The sequence below is a fragment of the Pseudomonas sp. LG1E9 genome, assembly GCF_003290225.1.
GTDB classification, from domain to species: domain Bacteria; phylum Pseudomonadota; class Gammaproteobacteria; order Pseudomonadales; family Pseudomonadaceae; genus Aquipseudomonas; species Aquipseudomonas cyclaminis.
Map to the genome: position 1 here is coordinate 4,685,181 of NZ_CP029983.1, position 20,477 is coordinate 4,705,657.

Consider the following 20,477-nt stretch of genomic DNA (forward strand, 5'->3'; position numbering starts at 1 on the left):
TGACTGAAATCTAATGCTGCGCGATCTGCACGCTATAACCCATATCAAGTCTTGCGATGGCGCCGATTGAAAATGAGTGCGCATTGATTCTTCATCCGACCAATTGCACTCAACCATCCAGCCATTGAATCCCTCAGCCTTTCTCAACTAACATCTTGCACAACCACGAGATTGGTACTCTATCAAGCTGAGCAATACCGATATTTCAGCCTTAAGAAAAAGGTCCATTCTGGTTTCGAATTCCATCACGTTTCTTATAAGACCTGACATAACGTCAACTCCATACATGAGAGCAGAAAAGACGGCAAGGCCCATAAAAAATTCTACTGAGGCAGCACTTGCACCTAAGCCAATACTGAACATTCTGACTTGCGCTACTCGCTATGAGTTTAAGAAAGTAAGATAACCGAAATGCTAAATACGAAACGACAAAACATTGACGATTTCAGCCAAAATGATCAGAATCTCAGCCAATGGTCTTTAGGGATAATCGAATATGCTTGCTAAATCCATACAATTTATTACGTACCCTCAGGTAAGCCTATTGGATTTGGCTGGCCCATTGGATGTGTTTATCGCAGCTAATCATCTTTCGCCCCCTGATCAGAAGCCGTATTCGATCTCTATTCATGCGTTAAACCCGACTAATGAAATTCTTTCAAGCTTTTCAGTTAGCGCCGAAACGTTACAACCGGAAACGCTATCAGCGCATACCTTGATCGTGCCCGGCGGGCCCGGCATTCATAAGTTTTGCAAGGATCCGAAGTTTTTTTCACATTTTGTAAACCATGCTGACAAAGCTACCCGCTTGGTTTCAGTTTGTACGGGGGTGTTCGCACTAGCGGCTGCCGGAAAGCTAGATGATCGAGAAGCCACTACACATTGGTCTTCATATGATGAGCTTGAGCATAACTTCCCCTTAATTAAGATCAGGCGCGGCCCTATATTTATTAATGATGGAAACATATGGACGTCGGCCGGTGTCACTTCTGGAATTGACTTGGCGCTGTCAATAGTTGAAGAAGACCTCGGACACTCTGCTGCACTGGAAATCGCACGTCATCTGATAGTATTTTTAAAGCGTCCTGGAGATCAAAATCAATTCAGTTCATCCTTGACGTTGCAATCAAAAAGTAGCCAGTTTTCAGATCTTCACGCTTGGATAAACAACAACCTTAATGCTGACCTGTCAATTCCTGCGCTAGCGAATTTCATGAACATGAGCGAGAGAACATTCACACGCAAATACAGTGAAAACACTGGGAAAACTCCCAGCAAGACGGTTGAACTGCTCCGCCTGGAAGCCGCACGGCATTTACTCGCCACATCCAACAGCCCGCTCAAAAAAGTAGCCCAAAGCTGCGGACTGGGCAATGAGTCGACTTTCATAAGGAGTTTCATAAAAAAATTCGCTGTTACCCCCAAGGAATATCGTGCACGGTTTAACTCACAACGATAAGCAGTCGATACCTCATTTACTCGTGTTCACCTCCCGACCCGGATTCATTTCGCGAAAAAACGTTCGTCGATACTCAGAAGGTGACGTACCGAGATTAATGCCGAACTGCTGCCTTAGCGATAAGGGCGTTCCAAAACCTGCCTCATCGGCAACACATTCGATAGGTAAGTCCGTCGTTTCCAGCAGTTCTTGTGCTCTGACAACGCGCTCTGCGTTCAACCATTTTGTGACGGTACTGCCAGTTGCTTCCCTGAAGCGCCGAGTAAACGTGCGTCTACTCATTTTCGCCATGTCCGCCAGCACGTCGAGCGACAGGTCATTGCTCAGGTTCATTCGAGCCCACGCCAGTACTTCAGATAAATGAGTCTCGCTGGACAGCTGCGGCACAGGACGCTCAACGTACTGCGCCTGGCCTCCCTGCCTATGTGGAGGGGTCACCAGCACCTTCGCGGTGCGATTCGCCACATCCGCACCGAGTCGTTGGCGGATCAGATGCAGGCAACAATCGATTGCCGCCACGGTTCCTGCAGAGGTCATAATATTGTCGGCGCTGACATAGAGCACCTCGGGCCTGAAGCGAACCTCAGGAAAACGTCGCGCGAACTCATCACGAGCCGACCAGTGAGTGGTTGCTTCTTTCCCATCAAGTAGCCCGGCATCTCCGAGCACAAATGCGCCTAAACATAAGCCAACGATGAGCTTGCCTTGGGCATTGGCGACTTGCAAAGCGCTCACGAGTCGTGCAGATGCAGCGACCGATTGATCGCCCCACGCGGGAATGATGATTACGTCAGACACCTCCATCAGCTCCAGACCTTGAGTTACCGCAAGCCCGATGCCTTGGTCGCTATTCACCATTCCCGGTACTTCTGCGCAGTAACTGACCTCGTATTGAGGTTCACTTGGTGCGGATTGAACCGCACCCAGCACCACACCCGGCACAGAAAGGTGGAACAGGCTTACGCCGTTAAAAGCTAGAACAGCAACGCGTATGGATGGCATCAGGCAACCTCGGATTAGCCCTGTTTTGGCTCATATCTATCGCCTACTGGGATTATGGTCGATCGCTCAGGCGTACGAACTCTCATCGAAGAAAGGCATACATCACCCTCCTCCACATCCCTTAAAACCCCTGGTCGCTTGGCCCAATTATATCGAAATATGTCATTCAGGCCACTGTCAGGCCCCAGAGCATTCGGCAAGAATAGAGTCCTCGATCTATCAGATGGATTAATCCGATGAAATTTAGAACTCTTCCTTTTGCCCTTAGCATTGCTTGCACTATGGCAGCCACATCAGCATGTGCTGGTTCAAACACCCCCAACGCAGCGGACGCCTCCCATAAAGTAGACTTGCAGCAAGTTCGTAACGCAACGGTGAAAATCTCCTACGGCGGCACGACCTTCCTGATCGACCCGATGCTGGCCGAAAAGGGAACCTACCCAGGGTTTGAAAATACTTACCGTAGCAACCTGCGTAATCCCCTGGTCGATCTAACTGAGTCGCCCACTAAAGTGATCGCAGGGGTCGACGCAGTCATCGTCACTCACACCCATCTTGACCATTGGGACGATGCCGCACAAAAAGCGCTACCTAAAGACATCCCTTTGTTCACTCAGCACGAAAAGGATGCGCAGCTGATTCGCTCCCAAGGTTTTAAAAATGTGCACGTGCTGACGGATGAAGCTGAATTCGGTGGCGTCAAAATCACCAAAGCCGGTGGTCAGCATGGCACAGACGAAATGTATGCTGCGCCCCCGCTCGCAAAGCTTCTGGGCGAAGCCATGGGCGTTGTGTTTCAGGCTCCAGGCTACAAGACCCTCTACCTTGCCGGTGACACTATTTGGCGTAAAGAAGTAGACCAGACCATTGAGAAATATCACCCTGAAGTCATCGTGCTCAACGCAGGGAAAGCAAAAGTGGACGGGTTCGAGGGTGCAATCATCATGGGTGAGGAAGACGTTCTACGCGCTTCACAGGCCGCGAAAAACGCGAAAATCGTCGCGGTACACATGGACGCAGTCAATCACATGTCCCTGACACGTGAAGAGTTGCGCACCTATGTCAAGAAGCAAGGTATAGAGACTCGCGTCGATATTCCAGAAGACGGCGCCTCACTGGAATTCTGATTCAAACCCCGCTGCGCCATGGCAGAAGACAGCCTGCTGACCCAAAAGCCGTTTCAGCCTTCAGGACAGCATCACTTTGATAAGTTAATTGGAGATCGATCATGAAACAAGGTCTTGTAGTAGTTGATCTGCAAAACGAATACCTGCCCACTGGCAAATTGCCTTTGACCGGCATCGAAGCGGCTGTGGCGAATGCTAGCCGGGTGATCAGTCACGCGCGAAATGAAGGTATTCCAGTTTTTCACATACGGCATGAATCCGATGATGAGGGGGCTCCATTCTTCGCCAAGGGAACTACTGGAGCAGAAACTCAGGCAGCTGTCGCCTCTGATGCTCAAGAACCCGTGATTGTAAAAAAACACATCAACGCATTCAGAGATACTGATCTCAAACAGCAGTTGGATACTTTGAATGTCCAAGAAATCGTCGTCATAGGTGCAATGAGCCACATGTGCATCGACGCGGTGGTACGCGCTGCAGCAGACATGGGCTATCCAGTAACCGTACTGCATGACGCTTGCGCCACCCTGGATCTTACCTTTGGCGGCGTGACCGTGCCCGCAGCTTATGCGCATGCGACGATGATGGCAGCATTTGAGTTCGGCTACGCCACCGTTAAAGCGGTAGACGAGTACCTCTCGGCATAAGCTCATGAGACTCAGTTTGTGCTTCATCTGAATGTTCAGGCGATTAGACACATCGCCAAGGGCCTTAGGCAGAAGGTGTGATAACGCACCGAGAGTGAGCCGAACAGGCGCCCCTACTGCTTCGGGGCGCTTGTTTTTTATACCACCAGCCGATTCTTGAAAGGTCTTCACCAATCCGGATCGTTTGATCGTCCTGTACCAGTTTTGTCTGCGCGAGTGGGAGCATACCTCGCATCAGCAACCCTGCTGCCCTAATAAGGCTCCAAAACCCGCATCAACAGTCTTGCGCGGAACAACCTAGTGACAATTGACTGGGTTCACTTCACACCTTGGTCATCCCTTGCCGGCGGCGCTTTGATTGGCCTGGCAGCCGGCCTGTGGGCGGTCGCCAATGGGCGGATCGCAGGCATCAGCGGTCTGATTGGCAGCCTTCTGCAACGTCATAGCGAAGGAAAGAGTGAGAAGGCATTGTTTCTTTTTGGCCTGCTCGCCGCGCCACTGCTATGGGGCCTGTTTGTCACGTTGCCACTAATCGAGTTCCAAGGTGGAGGGTTCGAACTCACCGTCGCCGGCGTATTGGTCGGGATGGGAACACGGTATGGTTCAGGATGTACGAGTGGACATGGAGTCTGCGGTATATCGCGCCTTTCGCCGCGCTCAATGGTTGCCACTGCGTGTTTCATGCTCAGCGGCTTCATGACGGTGTACGTCCTGCGTCATGTGCTGGAGGGATGAACATGATCAAAGTATCTTCCTTCATCGCTGGCCTGCTGTTCGGCGTTGGCCTGCTTTTGGCTGGCATGGTCAACCCAGGAAAAGTACTGGCATTCCTGGATTTGTCTGGCGCCTGGGACCCCTCACTGGGGCTAGTCATGATAGGTGCGATTGCCGTCGCCATAGGCCCGTTTACCTGGGCACGCCAACAATTTCGTTCGTTGCTGGGAAGAACAATACAGTTACCAACCGAACGTAAGTTGGACCCGCGCTTGATTGGCGGCAACCTGCTGTTTGGCACGGGCGGGGATTGGCAGGCATTTGCCCTGGCCCTGCGATGGTCATACTTCTGGCAGGCCGCTGGCAAGCAATCGTGTTCATGTTGGCGATGCTGGCCGGAATGTTGTTGTTTACCACTCTGGAGGCCAAGCCTATCCATTGATCGAGATATCCGCATGAAAACCACTCTCGGAGCAACTGACTGAATCGACCCAGATTTGGGGCCATTAACGCCACCTACCCTACTCACCTGAAGACCTGCCCTACGGTTGCAGATTAACCCCGGACAGGCGTGTGAGGCGGTTTAGGCAGGAAGCTGCGGTCAGCTATTGCACCTGCAGCAGCATCAGGTAGCCCCCGACCAACAAGAACCAACTTAGTAGCGGATAGGTCAGCCAGCGCGCCCAATGCGACGTGACGCTGAAACCTACGCCGTGCACAAACCCCGTGCAAATCCCCAGCATCAGCAGCATAAGCACGCCATGGCTGTAACGCCCATCGGGCCCGACCATAGAGCCCGGATGAATCAGCAGTAACAGCCCCATCGGCGCCGCCAGCGCCAAGGACACAACCCGGCAGGCGCCATGCTGTGTCCATCCGTTCAGGTCAGGCATCGGCCTCGGGCTCCGCGTCCAAGTCCATGTAGTTTTCCAACCACAATGCGCTGATGATTCCCGCGCTGCAGGCCAGCAATACACCGAGAATCCAAGCGAAATACCACATAACAGTCGTCTCCTCTGCGGCTCAGTAAAGGCCATGTTCATTGGCTTTGATGTCATCAGCGTTGAGGGTGCCCCACATTTTGAAGTAACCCCACAGCGTGTAGCAGAGGATCAAGGGCACAAAAATGCTCGCGGCCACCAACATGATGCCCAGTGTTTTTTGACTCGACACCGCATCCCATACCGTCAGGCTCGAAGTTAGATCCAGGCTGGACGGCAGGATAAACGGGAACAGGGCAAAACCGGCGGTGCACAGGGTGCCGACCACTACCAGGGCGGAGCCGAGAAAGGCAAGCCCGGAACGACGCGCCGCCGCGGCAACAAAGGCCAACGCAGCGCCCAGCAAAGAAATAACAGGCGCCAGTTGAGTCAACGGATACCGCGAATAATTGACCAACCAACCATGATTGCTCTGTTCAACGGTTTTCCCCAGGGGATTGAGAACCGCTCCCGGATCAAGCGCTGAGCGAATGGCAAACCCCTCAATATTGCCAACAGCTAGCCAGATGCCGGCCGCGATAAAGCTCGCCACATAAACCAGCAACACCCATTGCACGGCCCGTCGGGCCCGCTGCGCCAAAGCCTCCTCGGTACGCATCATCAACCAAGTACCGCCATGCAGGCACAACATGCTCAGGCTGACCACTCCGCAGAGCAACGCAAAGGGGCTGAGTAAATGCCAGAAATTGCCTTGGAACGTTAACCGCAAGTCGCCATCGAAGTGAAACGGCACCCCCAGAAACAGGTTGCCAAACGCCACGCCGAACACCAGCGAAGGCACGATCGCCCCTGTACACAGGGCCCAATCCCAACAGGCGCGCCAGCGGGGGTTTTGTAGCTTGCTGCGGTAATCGAACCCCACGGGCCGTACGAAAAGAGCGAACAACACCAACAGCAACGCCCAGTAAAAACCAGAAAATGCGGTGGCGTACACCATGGGCCAAGCGGCGAACAACGCCCCGCCTGCCGTGACGAACCACACCTGGTTGCCATCCCAATGCGGTGCAATGGTATTGATAATTACGCGCCGCTCGTCGTCGCTCCTGCCCACATAGGGCATGAGTGCGGCAGCGCCCAGATCAAAACCGTCGGTGAGGGCAAAGCCGATCAGCAGCACGCCTATCAGTACCCACCAGATCAGCTTCAGTGTTTCGTAATCAAACATGCTTATTTCCTCAAGCGTGGGCAGGCTGTGGGATCAGCGTCTGTTCAAAGTGGTAGCGCCCCGTGTGCAAACTACTTGGGCCAAGCCGGGCAAACTTGATCATCAGATACATTTCGATAACCAGCAGCACGCTGTAGAACGCCACCAGCGCCAGCAGCGAGCCCCAGACATCCGAACTGGGCACGCTGGAGGCGGACAAATGGGTCGGCAGCACTTCGGCAATCGACCAGGGTTGCCGACCGTGCTCAGCCACAAACCAGCCGGTCTGAGTCGCTACCCATGGCAGCGGCAGACTCCACAGGGCCCACTTCAGCAACCAGGGTTTGCGCTCTTCGTTTTTGCGCGCCGAAGCCCAGAACGCGCAGACAAACAGGCCCAGCATCAGCACGCCAGAGAGAACCATCAGGCGAAAACTCCAGAACAGGCTGAACACATTAGGGATGGTGTCCTGCGCTGCCTGCCGAATCTGTTCAGCATTGGCATCCACCACACGGGTGGTGTATTTCTTCAGCAGCAGGCCGTAACCCAGGTCCTGCTTGACCGCGTCAAACGCAGCCAAGGTGGTTGCTGACTTGTCGCCACCACGAACTTGTTCCAACAATCGGTAAGCGATCATGCCGTTACGAATCCGCACCTCGTGCTGCACCAACAAATCGCTGATACCGGTGACCTGTTTATCCAGCGAGCGGGTAGCAATGAGCCCCAACAGATACGGTACTTTTACCGCGTAGTCTGTTTGCATGGTTTCGCGGTTGGGTAGCCCGAACAAGGTGAACGCTGCCGGTGCAGGTTCGGTGTGCCATTCGGCTTCAATGGCCGCCAGCTTGGTTTTTTGCACATCACCGATCTCGTAACCAGACTCATCGCCGAGCACTATCACCGATGCAATAGCCGCTAGGCCAAACGCCGATGCAATTGCAAATGAACGCCGGGCAAAACCCTGATCGCGCTTTTTCAGCAAATAAAAGCTAGAGATGGCCAACACGAACACAGCGCCCGTGACATAACCCGAAGCCACGGTGTGTACAAACTTGACCTGGGCCACAGGGTTGAACAGCAGTGCGCTGAAACTCACTAACTCCATGCGCATGGTTTCAATGTTGAATTCGGCCCCCACTGGGTTTTGCATCCAACCGTTGGCAATCAGAATCCACAACGCCGATAGATTTGAGCCCAGTGCCACCAACCAAGTTACCGCCAGGTGTTGACGTCGCGACAGCCGATCCCAGCCGAAGAAAAACAAGCCGATAAACGTCGACTCGAGAAAGAACGCCATCAAGCCCTCAATAGCGAGTGGCGCTCCGAAAATATCCCCGACGTAATGTGAGTAATACGCCCAGTTAGTGCCGAACTGAAACTCCATAGTCAGGCCAGTGGTCACGCCGAGGGCAAAGTTGATACCAAACAACTTGCCCCAGAACTTAACCATGTCTTTGTAGACTTCTTTTCCGGTCATTACGTAGACCGACTCCATAATTGCCAGGATCACTGATAACCCCAGCGTCAGCGGCACAAATAGAAAGTGATAGAGCGCGGTCATTGCAAATTGCAAGCGCGATAGATCAACAACGCTTTCCGAGATCATCTAGGCTCTCCTTCAGATGGTTTTTCACCAGAGCCCAACACACGGTCAACGATGGGTTGGGTATCGAGGGCTGGAAGTGTGGGGTGCGCAAACCAGATGAACTTGATGAGTAAAATTATGAACAGCTTGATCACCAAGATGACGGTGATTTCCTTGCTCAGTGAATCCTTGAACATCATGTATCCCCTGTCTGCTGGACCCAATCACCTGCCCTTGTGATGCGCACAAGGCAAGCCGGTCATTTCATAAGAGCCAGGGTTAACCCTGGAGTGATGACCTGGTTTTTCAGAAAAAAAAAAGCCCCCTGGGCAGAGGGCGGAGCAACCAGAACGTGCACTGGTCAAATTGCGAAGCCTCAAGCTACCGTGGAAGTGTCTGCCTCCGCTCAAAGCCCGCACACTTTATGTGGGCAGCCTGCAGGCAACAACTGCGACAAACGGACGCACAAACCTCTCTCTTCGGTCCGATCCACGCGCCTGGCGGCGCTTGTATAAAGGCCTGATCAGACGTGGTGTTTTGTCGCAGATCACCAGTCTCGGCGGACGGATTCCCAGGGTACGTTCCATCACGGAATCGGCAACCACCGGCGAAACCCGACACCGCCTTTTCCGGTTAAAGGGCACCAGGCAAAGTCCCAAGGTACTGGCGGAAGCTCCTCCAGATCAGATTCATACCCGGCCACAAGACGCGGCGCCAACTTCCAATCGAACACCCTCTCAGGCGAGTCTTGCCAGGCCAGTACCAACCCTCGTGCCTGGCTGTCATCGCTGTTGACCCAGCGTGCCGCGGCAGCACTCATAAAGGCCTCGATATGCTCCTCATTAATCCGTGCCTGATACTTGGAGCCCAGCAGCCAGCGACACACGCTCAAGTAATAGGTCCAGTTCAGCGGTGGGTGATTGCGATAGGCCCAGGTCATGAAACCGCGAAATATATTCAGGCCGTCGGGCGGATCGAGCTTGAGTAAGCCCGGGCACACATCGAACAAGGTATGCCAGTAAGGCAGCAGCCTGGTATCGAGGTGCACAAAGCTGCGCGCGTTGCCGGGGTAATCCGGAAAGGGCAGTAAAAGCTCGCCCTGAGTGCGTAGCCGCGAAGATTTGCTAAGCAATCGAGACACACCGGATGGAACGGCTAGCACGCGCATAGCGACCTCCAGCTAATCGGTTTCGCTGTTCGTGTCGAATTGCGTTTTAAGTCATCAGGCGCTGCAAAACCTGGCATTAACAGGCGATTCAGACTTTCACATACATGAGCCATTTTTGTGCTTCTCCAATGTCACCTTTAACCGTGGAGCCCCCGGAATGCATCGACGATGCCTGCGCTACCACCGGCAAGAGAGGGCTTAGATAAACGCGGTCATACGTAAGGTACTGGAGAGGCTCTAGGGTTGATCGATGGCCAGCGGCTTCGGGGCGATAGCCAGCGCAAGGGTTCGGTCGGCCGCAACACGAACGCGGCGATAAATTCTGGCACCGCGAGCGCTTGCGCCGGAATCGGTACTGCACCGACGGACTGGGAGCAACAGCAATGGGCTTGATCCGCCTTGGCGGAGAGCGATGGCTCTTTTTTTTCCAGCGTGAGCGAGACTTGCTGCACTCCACCCGACGAGCAAAAGCTGCCCGTCAGCAACTGCTCCAGGCTCAGAGTGCCAAAGGCGCTGGCCATCGGCAGCGCCATGAGTTTGAGTACAATCGCCAAGAACGCTGCGACCCAGGCATTCTGATGGCTGGCGCGACTCATTCCACCCCAGCGCATCAGGCCAGCCCGCTCATATAACACATTGCGCCAAGGCGCACTGTCAGCAGGCAACACAAGAAAGGCATACGGCAACGCTCTGAATAATCACTATTGAATAGCGACTGCCCGCTCACACCTGCATAGCAAGAGTAAAAAACGGGCGGCAGCAAACAAGCGGTGTTTAGCTAATTACAGCTAACCGTTTACATAGGTCAGATCAGAGGGGATGCACGAGGGTTGGCAGAGGGCCAGGAATAACGAGGGGGGGCTTTGCAGCGTTGTTCGCGGTCAGGCCGGCGTACTTGGCCAATGCGCAGTAACCAGCCAAGACAAAACAGCAAGGCAATGCTTAAGGTCACGGCCGAGCAGATCGGACAGGAAAAACTACCTGACCAACCACTGACGGACAGATCGGTGAGATCCGTTTTCGATGCCGGTGCAGGGCTGCCTAGGGACGAGCAGAACTGCCCGCCTACACCATTGAGCTCCAGGCCCATCATCTGCCCATGAGCCAACCCGCAGGCGAACACATTGAACAGGACGCAAAAATATAACGTCCATGCAATGAGCGAGCGGTCTGAGCGGGTCAGTTTCATGGCGGCGACTCTAACACCGAACAGCACGTGGATTGAAGCGCGATTAGGGTCGCGTAAACTGCTACACAAAGCATCGGCCATCAGGGGCGGCGCCCTATCAGGGGAACCCATCCTGCGACAACCTGCCACACCCCGACAACAGAGCCAACGCTCGCGAGCGGCACATTACAGGTGTGCCAGAATGTCGCAGGTTATTAAGAATAAATAGCGTCGTTAGACTTACGGCCCCTCCTGCGGCCCGGTCTTAAGCAATGCTCAAAAGGCATCTTTGGCATACTTTCCCAACAGCTTCGCCAACCACTCAAAAACCCTGGCGTGCCTCCAGCGGTGGCCTGCTGGCGTGTGCATTGTGGATCGCCCTAAGCGGCTGCCAGCCGTGAGAGGAGTTCGCCACCCCGGAGCCTGGTGAAAAGCTCTCTGGCGGTTCGACCAGTGTTGCCAAAACAGATAGTAATGGGTTTTCCATGCCCTCTGCCAACCTGTCGCCCCTTAGGCGAATGGATTTTTTTGTCGGTAACGGCTTTTTCCGCAATCCCTGGAAGGTTGCGTCCACGCAACAGAACGCACGTGACGGCCTGGGCCCGCTGTTCAATACCGACACCTGTTAGAGCTGCCACATCTAGGATGGACGCGGCCACCCACCGACCGGTGCCAACGGCCCCGCGGTATCGATGTTGGTCCGGCTCTCGATCAAGCCCAGCGCCACGGACGCCTACCAGTTACAGCGTGGTGGCGTGGTGCCAGAGCCCACCTACGGCGGGCAACTGCAGGATGCCTGCGATAGCAGGCTACTTGCCTGAAGGTAGCGTGCGGGTCGAATACACCGAGATCCCCATGGTTTTTTCCGACCGCAGCCCGATTAGCCTGCGTAAACCAGACATGCACATCGACTCGCTCGGCTATGGCCCGATGCATCCAGAGACCCAACTCTCAGCCCGCATCGCCCCACCGATGACGGGAAAAACCCTCATAATTTCCCTTTATTTTCAGATGCTTATATAAACAGAAATTTTAATTTCAGCATTTTTTTAGCACTGAAATAACCGTAGTTAATGCTTCCAATCACGGGGGGATGAAGCCGAAGGTGAGTATCCCATGGTCGAGTCTGCGAGGCGCCACTGACCAACCGGCACGGCAGCAAAGAAGGCTTCTAAGCTTTTACGAAATGCGGATCGGCCAAACAGGCCACATTAAGACAGGGTTCCGGTACTACCATGGCCGGCACGCTGTACGCCAAACGGATTGAGTCGCGCCGAGCGAAGGCCAGCCAGCAGCGCACCGGAGCAGGTTGAAACGCCTACATGCGGCCTCTAGCGAGCGTTGTGGCTAGAGGAACTCTACCCCCTCGCACTTGCAATTCCCGATGAACAGATCGTCCGTGAGGATCTGGCCGTCGAGGTTGAAGCAGAACAGGTAGCTCTCGGTACGGTCGCCAATTTCCACACTCTTGAGGCCGATGCACTCGTCCGGGTGGCCGGGGACCAGTTTGAACGAGGAAATGCCGCTTTCGGGCACGCACTTGCCGATTTCCAGCACCTGAATGTCGCTGAAATCCTCGCTGGCGATCACCAGCTTATTACTGCCCCGCTCGCGTCCGTCGATGCACTCGTCGAAAGGCTCGCTAGAGACCTTGCGCGGGAAGAACAACCACTGGCGTCGATAGGGATGCCATTCCGCGGCCTCATGAATCACATACCCATGCTCGCCGACACCCAATGCCTCGCGGATCATTGCGTAGCGATCCTGCCAGTCGATGCTCTGCACGCCACAATCGCGAGAGACCACCTTGACCCATTCCTCTTCAGGGCGTTTGCCGTGGCTGCCGACGACCAGACGATCCCCCCATAGCGTGGCCCACTCGCTCTTGAAGCCCTTGAAGCGTTCATCACCGCTGCCGGTCATGAGGATCTGTCGAGGGATCAGTTGGTTTTGCTCACGGATCTCGCACACCAGGCCGGTGCGGTCGTCGAACGTCAGCAGGCGCTTGCCGAACATCACCAATTCGGAGAACTCTGCGCCCCGCCCGCCTTCGGCTATCAAACTGACCAACTGGAATTCGCCATCCTGCTCTGGCGAGATCTCTTCGAAGTGATAATGCACGTGACCCGCGTTGTCTACAACGCGGTACAGGCGGTCATGCCGCAACGTGGAGCGCCAGGCGATCTGGCCGTCGTCCAACTCGACCTGTGAGGCGTAGTATTCATCGGTGATGGTCGCAAGCAGGTACTGGTCAGCCTGGGCGTCGTATCGTTCCAGGCGCTGACGGTCGGCGTCGAGGGTGGTCATAGGGTTTACCTTTGCGTGGCGTGCAACGGCAGACCCTGCAAAGCCGCCTCAGTTCAGAACGGCAACCGTGCTTCAACATGTCCGTGTCGCATTGTAAGACGGCATCCGTGCAGCACGGTCTCGCGTAATTGCGCGTGGTGTGAACGCAGGCGAGCTCGAGCGCCCCCGACGCAGATAAGGCGCGTTGCTCATACTCCCCTGGCCACCCGCGATCATTACCTCGACATCGCCGCAAAAAAATGCGGCGCCAAGATCGTGCCGCGACAATTCAGCAGCCCTTCATAATTAGACGTGGGAATGACTCGGCAAGATTGGGGGTAGGAAGGGACTGGCAGTCCATCCAGCCCCAACCCAGGTCTGTGATCTGTGCTGAAAACGGTTGGGCCACGAAACGATTCACCAGCATGTTGAGATTGATGGCCAGCTTCGACATTTCGCCACAAGCGCTGGCGGTCTGGCTCGCGCCCGCAGAACTTTGCGACGCGAGATCGCGAATGCGCAGGAGGTTTTGGTCCACTTCGCGCACCACATGAGATTGCTCTTCTGAGGCCGTTGCGATCAGCAGATTACGTTCATTGATCTGCGTGATTGCATTGGCAATCTGGTCCAGTGAGCTGCTGGCTTCCTGTGCGACATCGAGCGACTGGGTCGCCAAATCCCGGCTGGTATTCATCGCTTGCACGGCTTGCTCGGAATCGTTCTGAATGGCCGCGATCATCTGCTCGATTTCCTGAGTCGACACCTGAGTTCGGTGAGCCAGCGCCCTCACCTCGTCAGCCACCACGGCAAACCCGCGCCCCTGCTCACCTGCTCGCGCTGCCTCGATTGCGGCATTCAACGCCAGCAGATTGGTCTGTTCGGCAATGGCCCGAATCACCTCGACCACTTTGGAGATACTCTGTGCCCGATCCGACAAGCCCTGGATTTGTTCGCTGGTATTTTCAACGTTACCATTCAGTCGCTGAATGGCTTTCAGGGTCTGAGCTACGCGTTCAAGCCCGGCCTGGGTGAAGCCCTGTGTGCGTTTTGACTCTTCTGAGGCAGATTCTGCGTTACGCGCAACCTCGTCGACGGCCGCACTCATTTCCGTCACCGCCGTAGCGGCTTGGTTGACTTCGTCGTTCTGAGAAACCAGGCCGCGGCTCGATTCTTCGGTAACCGCTGTCATTTCCTCAGCAGCTGAAGCCAGCTGCGTGGATGAATCGGAAATCTGCACGATCGTACTGCGAAGATTCTGCTGCATTTGCGCAAGCGCTTTGAGCAGTCGGCCTGCTTCATCCGTACCGCTCACCCTGACTTCTTTAGACAGGTCGCTACCGGCGATCCGCTCGGCAACGGACAGCGCGTCGCTTATGGGTGAGGTAATGCTTTTTGTCAGAAGCGTTGCCAAGCCGATTGTCAGCACGAACACACCGGCAATGATCCCAAAAATCAGCCACATTCCTGAGGAGTAAATGTTGGTCGCCATATCTCCTGCCTGAGCTGCACCCTGATTATTGAAATCAGCAAGTTCGTTGATCTGTGCTTCCATCTGATTCGTCAGTGGACGAATGCCGGTACTTAACAAGGCTGATCGCTGAAGATATCTCGCCAGCCCTCATCATGGGCTCCAAAAGATCCAACTGTTTGGAGTACGCATCAGCGCTGGCTCTAACGGCTGTGTACAGCTTGCGATCCTGCTCATTCGCAACAAAGGACTCGTAATCCGCAACGGCGTCGGTAAATGTCTTACGGTAACCAGGGAAACTCTCAATGGTTCTCTGGACACTTTGCGGGTCGGCAAGCGCGCGCTGGGTCTCAAGCCTTAGCCGAAGCGCACCTGAATTCATCATGGCCGTCTGGCGAATGCTGACCATCCAGTTGAGTTCAACATCCTTTTCGATATCTCGCAGTTTATCCATCTGCACCACGGCGACTGCACCGAGAACGAAAACAAGCCCGATGATCAGCGCGAAAAAACAGGGCAGCCCGTGGAGCGAGATTGAGGTTTCCAAGGCGCATAAGAGCTTCCAGATTTGGCAGATGACCGACGTGGTACCGTAGCTATCGACCCGCCGCAGGAAACTTTAGCCACATCTGGAAACAATTAGCGACCGCATCCCTCCCCACACCCTGGGCTGAGAGCAGCCGGTCGCCGTCAACTACGTCCATCAATACCGCAAGCTTGGCCAGTGAGGAGTTGCTCCTCACCTTTTTTTCCAAAATACATTTTATTCAGTGCTTCGAGGAAATCCTCAGAACGCTGAGCACCCGACATAGAAAACTCCTTGTTGAATACAAAAAATGGAACACCCGAACCGGTTTGGGCGACTGAACGCTCGTCTTCTTGCACCAGCAGTCTCAACTGCGTGGATGACCAGGCGAATCGAATCGACTCGTCAGATACCCCTGCGGATTTTGCTATGGACTCTAAGCTATCTCGATTAAATAGAGACTTGCCTCGCGTGGTGCTTTGCTGATAGAGCGCTTCTACCAAGCTATTCTTTACCTCCCCATCATCAACCGCTTTGACCAATATGTGCGCATCTGCAGTATCGCCAAACAACATGGTTTCAAAACAGTAATCAAGCCCAAAAGACTGGCCATATTGCTGCACTGTATTCATCATGTTTACAGCAGAGGTTGGACTGCCCAATTTACGCTTGAGAGCGTCTATCATAGGCTCAGGAGCATGATTAGGGGCAAGACGGTACGCTCTAATATTAACTCGAACACTGTCTTTGTAAGGGAAGCTCTCAAGTGCACTTTCAAAACGACGCTTAGCGACCCAACACCACGGGCAAACGTAGTCAGACCAAATATCAACTACAAATTCTTTCGGATTACTGCGCATAAATCACTCTGTGTTAATAGGACGCAAAAAACTGCGCCGCTGACGCAAGAAGTCTGAAAGCGACTGTCCTTTTAAATAATCGCCGTCTCATATTCCAATCAGCTGGATTTGAGAAAGCAGCAGCGCCAGAGATCATATCAACTGGCGCTCTTGAGGGGGGCGTGGATTAACCTAACGAAAATCAGTCCGCACGAACCTCGAGGGTTGGCACCATACGGATGGCTTTCGAAAAGTTGGCAAAGTTCACCGAGGTCTTGAGCACATTGCTGTGCAATTCCTCAACACGTTCACGAGTAGCGTCGGTGTGTAAGCGGACGACAAAGCTTACCTTGTCGTAACCTGGGTTGACGCTCTCATCGAGCCCCAAGAAACCACGCAGATCGAGAGTACCGTCTGTCTCAATTTCCAGACTGTGGATCTTAATACCCATCAAGGAGGCATTAGCCGCATATCCAACCGACAGACAGGCATTGAGCGCAGCCATTAGAAGCTCTTGGGGGTTCGGTGCCGAGTTTTGGCCCAGCAACTCATTTGGCTCATCGGCGACAATTTCGAAATCACGGGAGTAGGTTTCACCTGCCAGATTGTAGCGATTGACTTTCGTCACGGAGCGAGTCTGGCCTTGCCACTGGGTTTTGACATTAAAGCTCGCGTGACGCTTGCTCGCGTCACTGCCAACAACTTCGGCAAACTGCCGCAGGGCGACTACATCAATACCATTCAGTTTATCAGTCATCATGAAGATCCTCTGTTGATTAGCATGGGGCGTGAATAGAAACCATGCAGAATCCTACCAACTAGTAGGTTTGCGTGCAACAGGTTTCCGAAAATCACTTTCCCGCATCGAAACAGGTACGTACGCACTCACAATTGAGGCAGCTACCGCCTACGCGAACAAAGCGGCGGAATAATTTCCACTGGGAATTTTATTAGCCGGCTGAGACTGTAAAGAAAAGCTCATCAAAAGCAGAGTTATCGACGCTGGCTTCCATCACAGATAGCGGCATCCCCCCTCCGCAACCTACTGAAGCGCAGAAGCACCATCGCAGGCCCTGTATTGGTCAATTGCAACCACGCATGTGCGCAATATTAACAGCGATGCTGTTGAGTCTTGGCTCTGTACGCGTACATCACGAGAGCGATGCGTGAACACGTAGGCAAGCCGATGACGACATCGCAGTAGAAACGGTGCCCGCCCCCCATCCGCACGTAAAGACCGCCCAAATGTGGCTAGCCGGATCGGAGATACGTCGCTTGATTTGGGGACAGGTTTAGTGAAGCGGACAGGCCATAAAACATGGCGTGGAATCAACAAATCTTGGCAAGCGCCGTACTCACCTCGCTGGGAGGCGCCTGCCTTAACACCAGCAGGTGGATTTAAAAAAATCGCTCACTGCATGTGTGCGGGTATAAATATCCACTCAAAAATCAGCCATGCGTGAAGCGGCCAAACAAGTGAAATGCACGCCTGGCAGCTGAAATACTAAGTGTAAATTAAGAAACGATGATATTTTGCAAAATCAAACTAAACCCAGACTGATCAACTACCTTGTCGCTAAGCGCCCAAGAGACAAAACTGCCGCCCTCAAGCGAGCTCAAGATCGCTCTCGAAACCTCTTGCGGGTTAAGATCTTCCCGGACAACTCTTTGAGACTGACCGATTACCAAGTTAGCTTCTAACCATGAAATATGCATCTGGAAAAACTTTTTGGTTAGCTCTCTAAGACTGTCTGGTAGGGCAGATAACTCAGCTGCGAGTGCACCGCAAAGTGGTAGCCTTCCATTTACCGAGCTATCGACAAAAAGCTCGGCAAATGCTTTCAGACGAGCCACTACATCAAGATTTTTCTCGTTTATCAACTCCAAATTCTTATCAAATCTGAATAGGTAAGTCTCAACAACAGCGACCCCAAGCCTTTCCTTTGTAGGGAAGTGATGATGAATACTCGCTTTCTTTATGCCAATTTCATCAGCCAGATCGGCATAGCTAAACGCTGCATAGCCCTTGGTGCACAACAGTAATTCAGCAGAGCTTAAAAGGTCGGAGCGCGTACTCATAAAGCTTACCTGGAATTTTTAGTGACTCCATATTAGTCTTCCTAAGGCAACAGTTCAACTCCGAGATGATAGACCACGGCAAAATAACCCCCCATCTATAAGCTAGCCCTTCCGACCTTACCAGAATCACTTTTTATTTTGCGCAAACCTAATACCTTCGCATGGACAGCCTTCGACACAAATTGTCTCCATGCTCCAGTGACTGGCGGTAAAAAATGCACAGTGTTAGTTCCACCGGAACATTAGAAAGCCGCAGAGACAGCACGGCACGTAACGAAAAGCACAGCCAAAATAGAAACTGAACGATCCGTGACATAACCATCAACACGTGGGCCTAATTTCATCTGTACGGCGGATAATCAGGCGCTCACGATCCTCGGGCTCTAGCTCCCACGCATGAAGATCTAGATCAAGCTCGGGATGCTGCCTTGCATCGAAGACCGGCGAGTCAACACCTTGGCGAACCTGAGCGTCATAGTCCTTCAAGATGCGCAGGCCAGGCTTAAACAGAAGGATAAGCGCGATTAGGTTCGCAAGCGCCAGCAGAGCCATGGTCATATCAGCAAAGCCAAACACCGTAGCCAAATCGTTAGTCGCTCCCCAGAACACCAAAACCACCACTACCACGCGATATGCATTGACCAACTTACGGTTGTTGCGGAAGAAATAATGGAGGCTGGTTTCACCCAAGTAATAATTATAAGGAATGGAACTGAAGACAAACATTAGCAAAACCAAGCTAACGAAGGTTCTCCCCCATTCCCCGACATGAGTCGCCATGGCCGCCTGGGTAAGGGCTGCGGCATCGACGCCACTTTCAACGCCCGGCACATAAACATCACTGAGCAGGATCAGGAAGGCAGTGCACGAGCAGATGACCAAGGTGTCGATAAAAACCGAGAAAGCCTGCACGATGCCCTGAGTGACCGGGTGCGGCACGTAGGCCAATGCCGCTACGTTGGGGCCGCTACCCAGGCCCGCCTCATTGGAAAAGAGGCCGCGCTTAAGGCCCATCATAATAGCCGCACCTATGCCGCCGCCAACTGCAGGCTCAAGACCGAAAGCGCTGTAGAAGATCAGTGAGATTGTCCCGGGGACCTTTTCGAAATTCATACCTATCACAACTAGAGTAACCAGCAGGTAACTAAGGGCCATGATGGGGACCAGCACTTCGGAAGTTCGCACTATACGCTTGATGCCCCCAAAGAGAATCAAGCCGGCCATCGCAGCTAGAGCCACACCAGAAACTAATGCAGGTACGCCGAAAGCATCTTCGATAGAGGTTGCAGCTGCGTATGACTGCAGGCCGTTGAAAGCAAGTCCGAATGTTACCAACAGCAGAGCGGCAAACGAGCTCGCCAACCAGCGCCAACGAGGCCCCAGCCCCTTGGTTATATAGTAAGCAGGCCCACCAACATAGATGCCATTGCCTTCTGCCTGCTTATAAGTCTGAGCCAGAGTGCACTCCAAAAGACTGGTGGCCATACCCATCAGACCAACCACCCACATCCAAAAGATCGCGCCCGGCCCACCCAAAGTGATAGCCACAGCGACGCCGGCGATATTGCCGGCACCGACCCGGCCGGCTACGGAAAGCAGCAGCGCTTGGATGGAGCTGAGATGGTCGTGCTTTTCGCGCTTGAAGGCCTGACCAAGTATCCGGAACATCCGACCAAAATAGCGGAACTGGACAAATCGCGAAGCGATAGTGAAACCGATGCCGACTGTGACTAGCAACACCAGCAGCACTTTGCTCCACAGGAGATCATTTAGTAGATCAAACATGAGCTTCTCCATTATTGTTTTTATTTATTAAAATCGAGGATTTTCCGCTTTTAGAAAACATCGGAAAGCCGAGACCTTTTTCTTTAAAAACTTTCACGCTCAATCTCATGGCACGATAAATCACCGCTTTTAAGGCAAGAAATTAGATAAAAGCTGCCATGCCAAAAACCTACCATCCACATGGTAGCCTTGCAAGCTTTGATTTTAACCTGCATCTATCATGTTGTTAAATGGAGATTTTTTATAGAAGCCTACCCTTCGGTAGGTTTTTCTGGATATGATCAATCGCCTTGAATCAGCAGGAGCCATGATGCCGATCTAATCATAGATCAGGCTGGGTGCGGCAAGAGAGGCTCAAACCCTCTTCGCTCATACTGTTGTTTAGGCAGATCAGCTTAAATGGTTAGGAAGCTCGCGGACTTCCCGGATGTTCGCAGCGGAACTTCCCTAGGATAGATAGCGGTATGAGGGGACGCCGA

General features: G+C 53.4%; 18 protein-coding genes and 3 pseudogenes. 6 read left to right on the forward strand and 15 right to left on the reverse strand.

Annotated features, from left to right (window positions below):
* Positions 1-496 precede the first annotated feature (496 nt).
* Positions 497-1,459 carry a GlxA family transcriptional regulator gene (locus DNK50_RS21315; protein WP_112196154.1) on the forward strand — a complete coding sequence of 321 codons (963 nt, stop codon included), beginning with the start codon at positions 497-499 and terminating at the stop codon, positions 1,457-1,459.
* 12 nt (positions 1,460-1,471) lie between these two features.
* On the opposite strand, the gene DNK50_RS21320 is transcribed toward DNK50_RS21315, so the two are convergent.
* The gene (locus tag DNK50_RS21320) at positions 1,472-2,461 is read right to left on the reverse strand and encodes a GlxA family transcriptional regulator (RefSeq protein WP_112196155.1); all 990 of its coding nucleotides are present in this window, start codon (positions 2,459-2,461) and stop codon (positions 1,472-1,474) included.
* A 236-nt stretch (positions 2,462-2,697) separates the two neighbouring features.
* Here DNK50_RS21320 and DNK50_RS21325 point away from each other — a divergent pair, with 236 nt between their 5' ends.
* The 4 genes and pseudogenes from DNK50_RS21325 (at position 2,698) to DNK50_RS21340 (ending at position 5,391) form a co-directional block, all read left to right on the forward strand.
* Entirely contained in the window at positions 2,698-3,588 is an 891-nt protein-coding gene (locus tag DNK50_RS21325; protein ID WP_112196156.1) for an MBL fold metallo-hydrolase, read from the forward strand.
* A 101-nt stretch (positions 3,589-3,689) separates the two neighbouring features.
* Complete coding sequence (locus DNK50_RS21330) at positions 3,690-4,235, forward strand: cysteine hydrolase family protein (RefSeq protein ID WP_112196157.1); 546 nt, start codon at positions 3,690-3,692, stop codon at positions 4,233-4,235.
* 300 nt (positions 4,236-4,535) lie between these two features.
* Entirely contained in the window at positions 4,536-4,970 is a 435-nt protein-coding gene (locus DNK50_RS21335) for a YeeE/YedE family protein (RefSeq protein ID WP_112196158.1), read from the forward strand.
* A 2-nt stretch (positions 4,971-4,972) separates the two neighbouring features.
* A pseudogene (locus DNK50_RS21340) lies at positions 4,973-5,391 on the forward strand (DUF6691 family protein).
* A 163-nt stretch (positions 5,392-5,554) separates the two neighbouring features.
* On the opposite strand, the gene DNK50_RS21345 reads toward DNK50_RS21340, so the two are convergent.
* From DNK50_RS21345 to DNK50_RS21380, 8 genes are all read right to left on the reverse strand, one after another.
* Positions 5,555-5,842 carry a cyd operon YbgE family protein gene (locus DNK50_RS21345; RefSeq protein WP_112196159.1) on the reverse strand — a complete coding sequence of 96 codons (288 nt, stop codon included), beginning with the start codon at positions 5,840-5,842 and terminating at the stop codon, positions 5,555-5,557.
* Positions 5,835-5,951, reverse strand: coding sequence for a cytochrome bd-I oxidase subunit CydX (cydX, locus tag DNK50_RS21350; protein WP_112196160.1), 117 nt, complete (start codon positions 5,949-5,951; stop codon positions 5,835-5,837). The genes DNK50_RS21345 and cydX overlap by 8 nt, the downstream gene beginning before the upstream one ends.
* A 21-nt stretch (positions 5,952-5,972) precedes the next feature.
* The gene (gene cydB / locus DNK50_RS21355; RefSeq protein WP_112196161.1) at positions 5,973-7,115 is read right to left on the reverse strand and encodes a cytochrome d ubiquinol oxidase subunit II; all 1,143 of its coding nucleotides are present in this window, start codon (positions 7,113-7,115) and stop codon (positions 5,973-5,975) included.
* Positions 7,116-7,125: 10 nt separating this feature from the next.
* The gene (locus DNK50_RS21360) at positions 7,126-8,700 is read right to left on the reverse strand and encodes a cytochrome ubiquinol oxidase subunit I (protein WP_112196162.1); all 1,575 of its coding nucleotides are present in this window, start codon (positions 8,698-8,700) and stop codon (positions 7,126-7,128) included.
* Positions 8,697-8,879 (reverse strand): cytochrome oxidase putative small subunit CydP, encoded by a 183-nt coding sequence (gene cydP, locus DNK50_RS21365; RefSeq protein ID WP_162633390.1) that lies wholly within the window; start codon positions 8,877-8,879, stop codon positions 8,697-8,699. The genes DNK50_RS21360 and cydP overlap by 4 nt, the downstream gene beginning before the upstream one ends.
* 386 nt (positions 8,880-9,265) lie before the next feature.
* On the reverse strand, positions 9,266-9,847 hold the full coding sequence (locus DNK50_RS21370) for a putative natural product biosynthesis protein (RefSeq protein ID WP_029290948.1): 582 nt from the start codon (positions 9,845-9,847) through the stop codon (positions 9,266-9,268).
* A 212-nt stretch (positions 9,848-10,059) separates the two neighbouring features.
* Positions 10,060-10,443 carry a DUF2946 family protein gene (locus tag DNK50_RS21375; protein WP_228391169.1) on the reverse strand — a complete coding sequence of 128 codons (384 nt, stop codon included), beginning with the start codon at positions 10,441-10,443 and terminating at the stop codon, positions 10,060-10,062.
* A gap of 209 nt (positions 10,444-10,652) precedes the next feature.
* Complete coding sequence (locus tag DNK50_RS21380) at positions 10,653-11,036, reverse strand: DUF2946 domain-containing protein (protein ID WP_029290944.1); 384 nt, start codon at positions 11,034-11,036, stop codon at positions 10,653-10,655.
* Between the two features lie 386 nt (positions 11,037-11,422).
* On the opposite strand from DNK50_RS21380, the pseudogene DNK50_RS21385 reads away from it, so the two are divergent.
* Positions 11,423-12,008 (forward strand): annotated as a pseudogene (locus tag DNK50_RS21385) (di-heme oxidoredictase family protein); the annotation flags it as partial.
* Between the two features lie 354 nt (positions 12,009-12,362).
* Here the strand turns inward: DNK50_RS21385 and DNK50_RS21390 are convergent.
* The 6 genes and pseudogenes from DNK50_RS21390 to DNK50_RS21415 form a co-directional block, all read right to left on the reverse strand.
* Entirely contained in the window at positions 12,363-13,322 is a 960-nt protein-coding gene (locus DNK50_RS21390) for a hypothetical protein (RefSeq protein WP_112196165.1), read from the reverse strand.
* A 460-nt stretch (positions 13,323-13,782) separates the two neighbouring features.
* Positions 13,783-15,323, reverse strand: a pseudogene (locus DNK50_RS21395) (methyl-accepting chemotaxis protein); the annotation flags it as partial.
* Positions 15,324-15,459: 136 nt separating this feature from the next.
* Complete coding sequence (locus DNK50_RS21400; protein WP_112196166.1) at positions 15,460-16,155, reverse strand: DsbA family oxidoreductase; 696 nt, start codon at positions 16,153-16,155, stop codon at positions 15,460-15,462.
* A 181-nt stretch (positions 16,156-16,336) separates the two neighbouring features.
* Entirely contained in the window at positions 16,337-16,891 is a 555-nt protein-coding gene (locus DNK50_RS21405) for an OsmC family protein (RefSeq protein WP_112196167.1), read from the reverse strand.
* 758 nt (positions 16,892-17,649) lie between these two features.
* Positions 17,650-18,213, reverse strand: a complete 564-nt coding sequence (locus tag DNK50_RS21410; protein ID WP_112196168.1) for a TetR/AcrR family transcriptional regulator — start codon at positions 18,211-18,213, stop codon at positions 17,650-17,652.
* Between the two features lie 321 nt (positions 18,214-18,534).
* A complete protein-coding gene (locus DNK50_RS21415; protein ID WP_112196169.1) occupies positions 18,535-19,998 on the reverse strand; it encodes a sodium:alanine symporter family protein in 1,464 nt (487 codons plus the stop codon).
* Positions 19,999-20,477 lie beyond the last annotated feature (479 nt).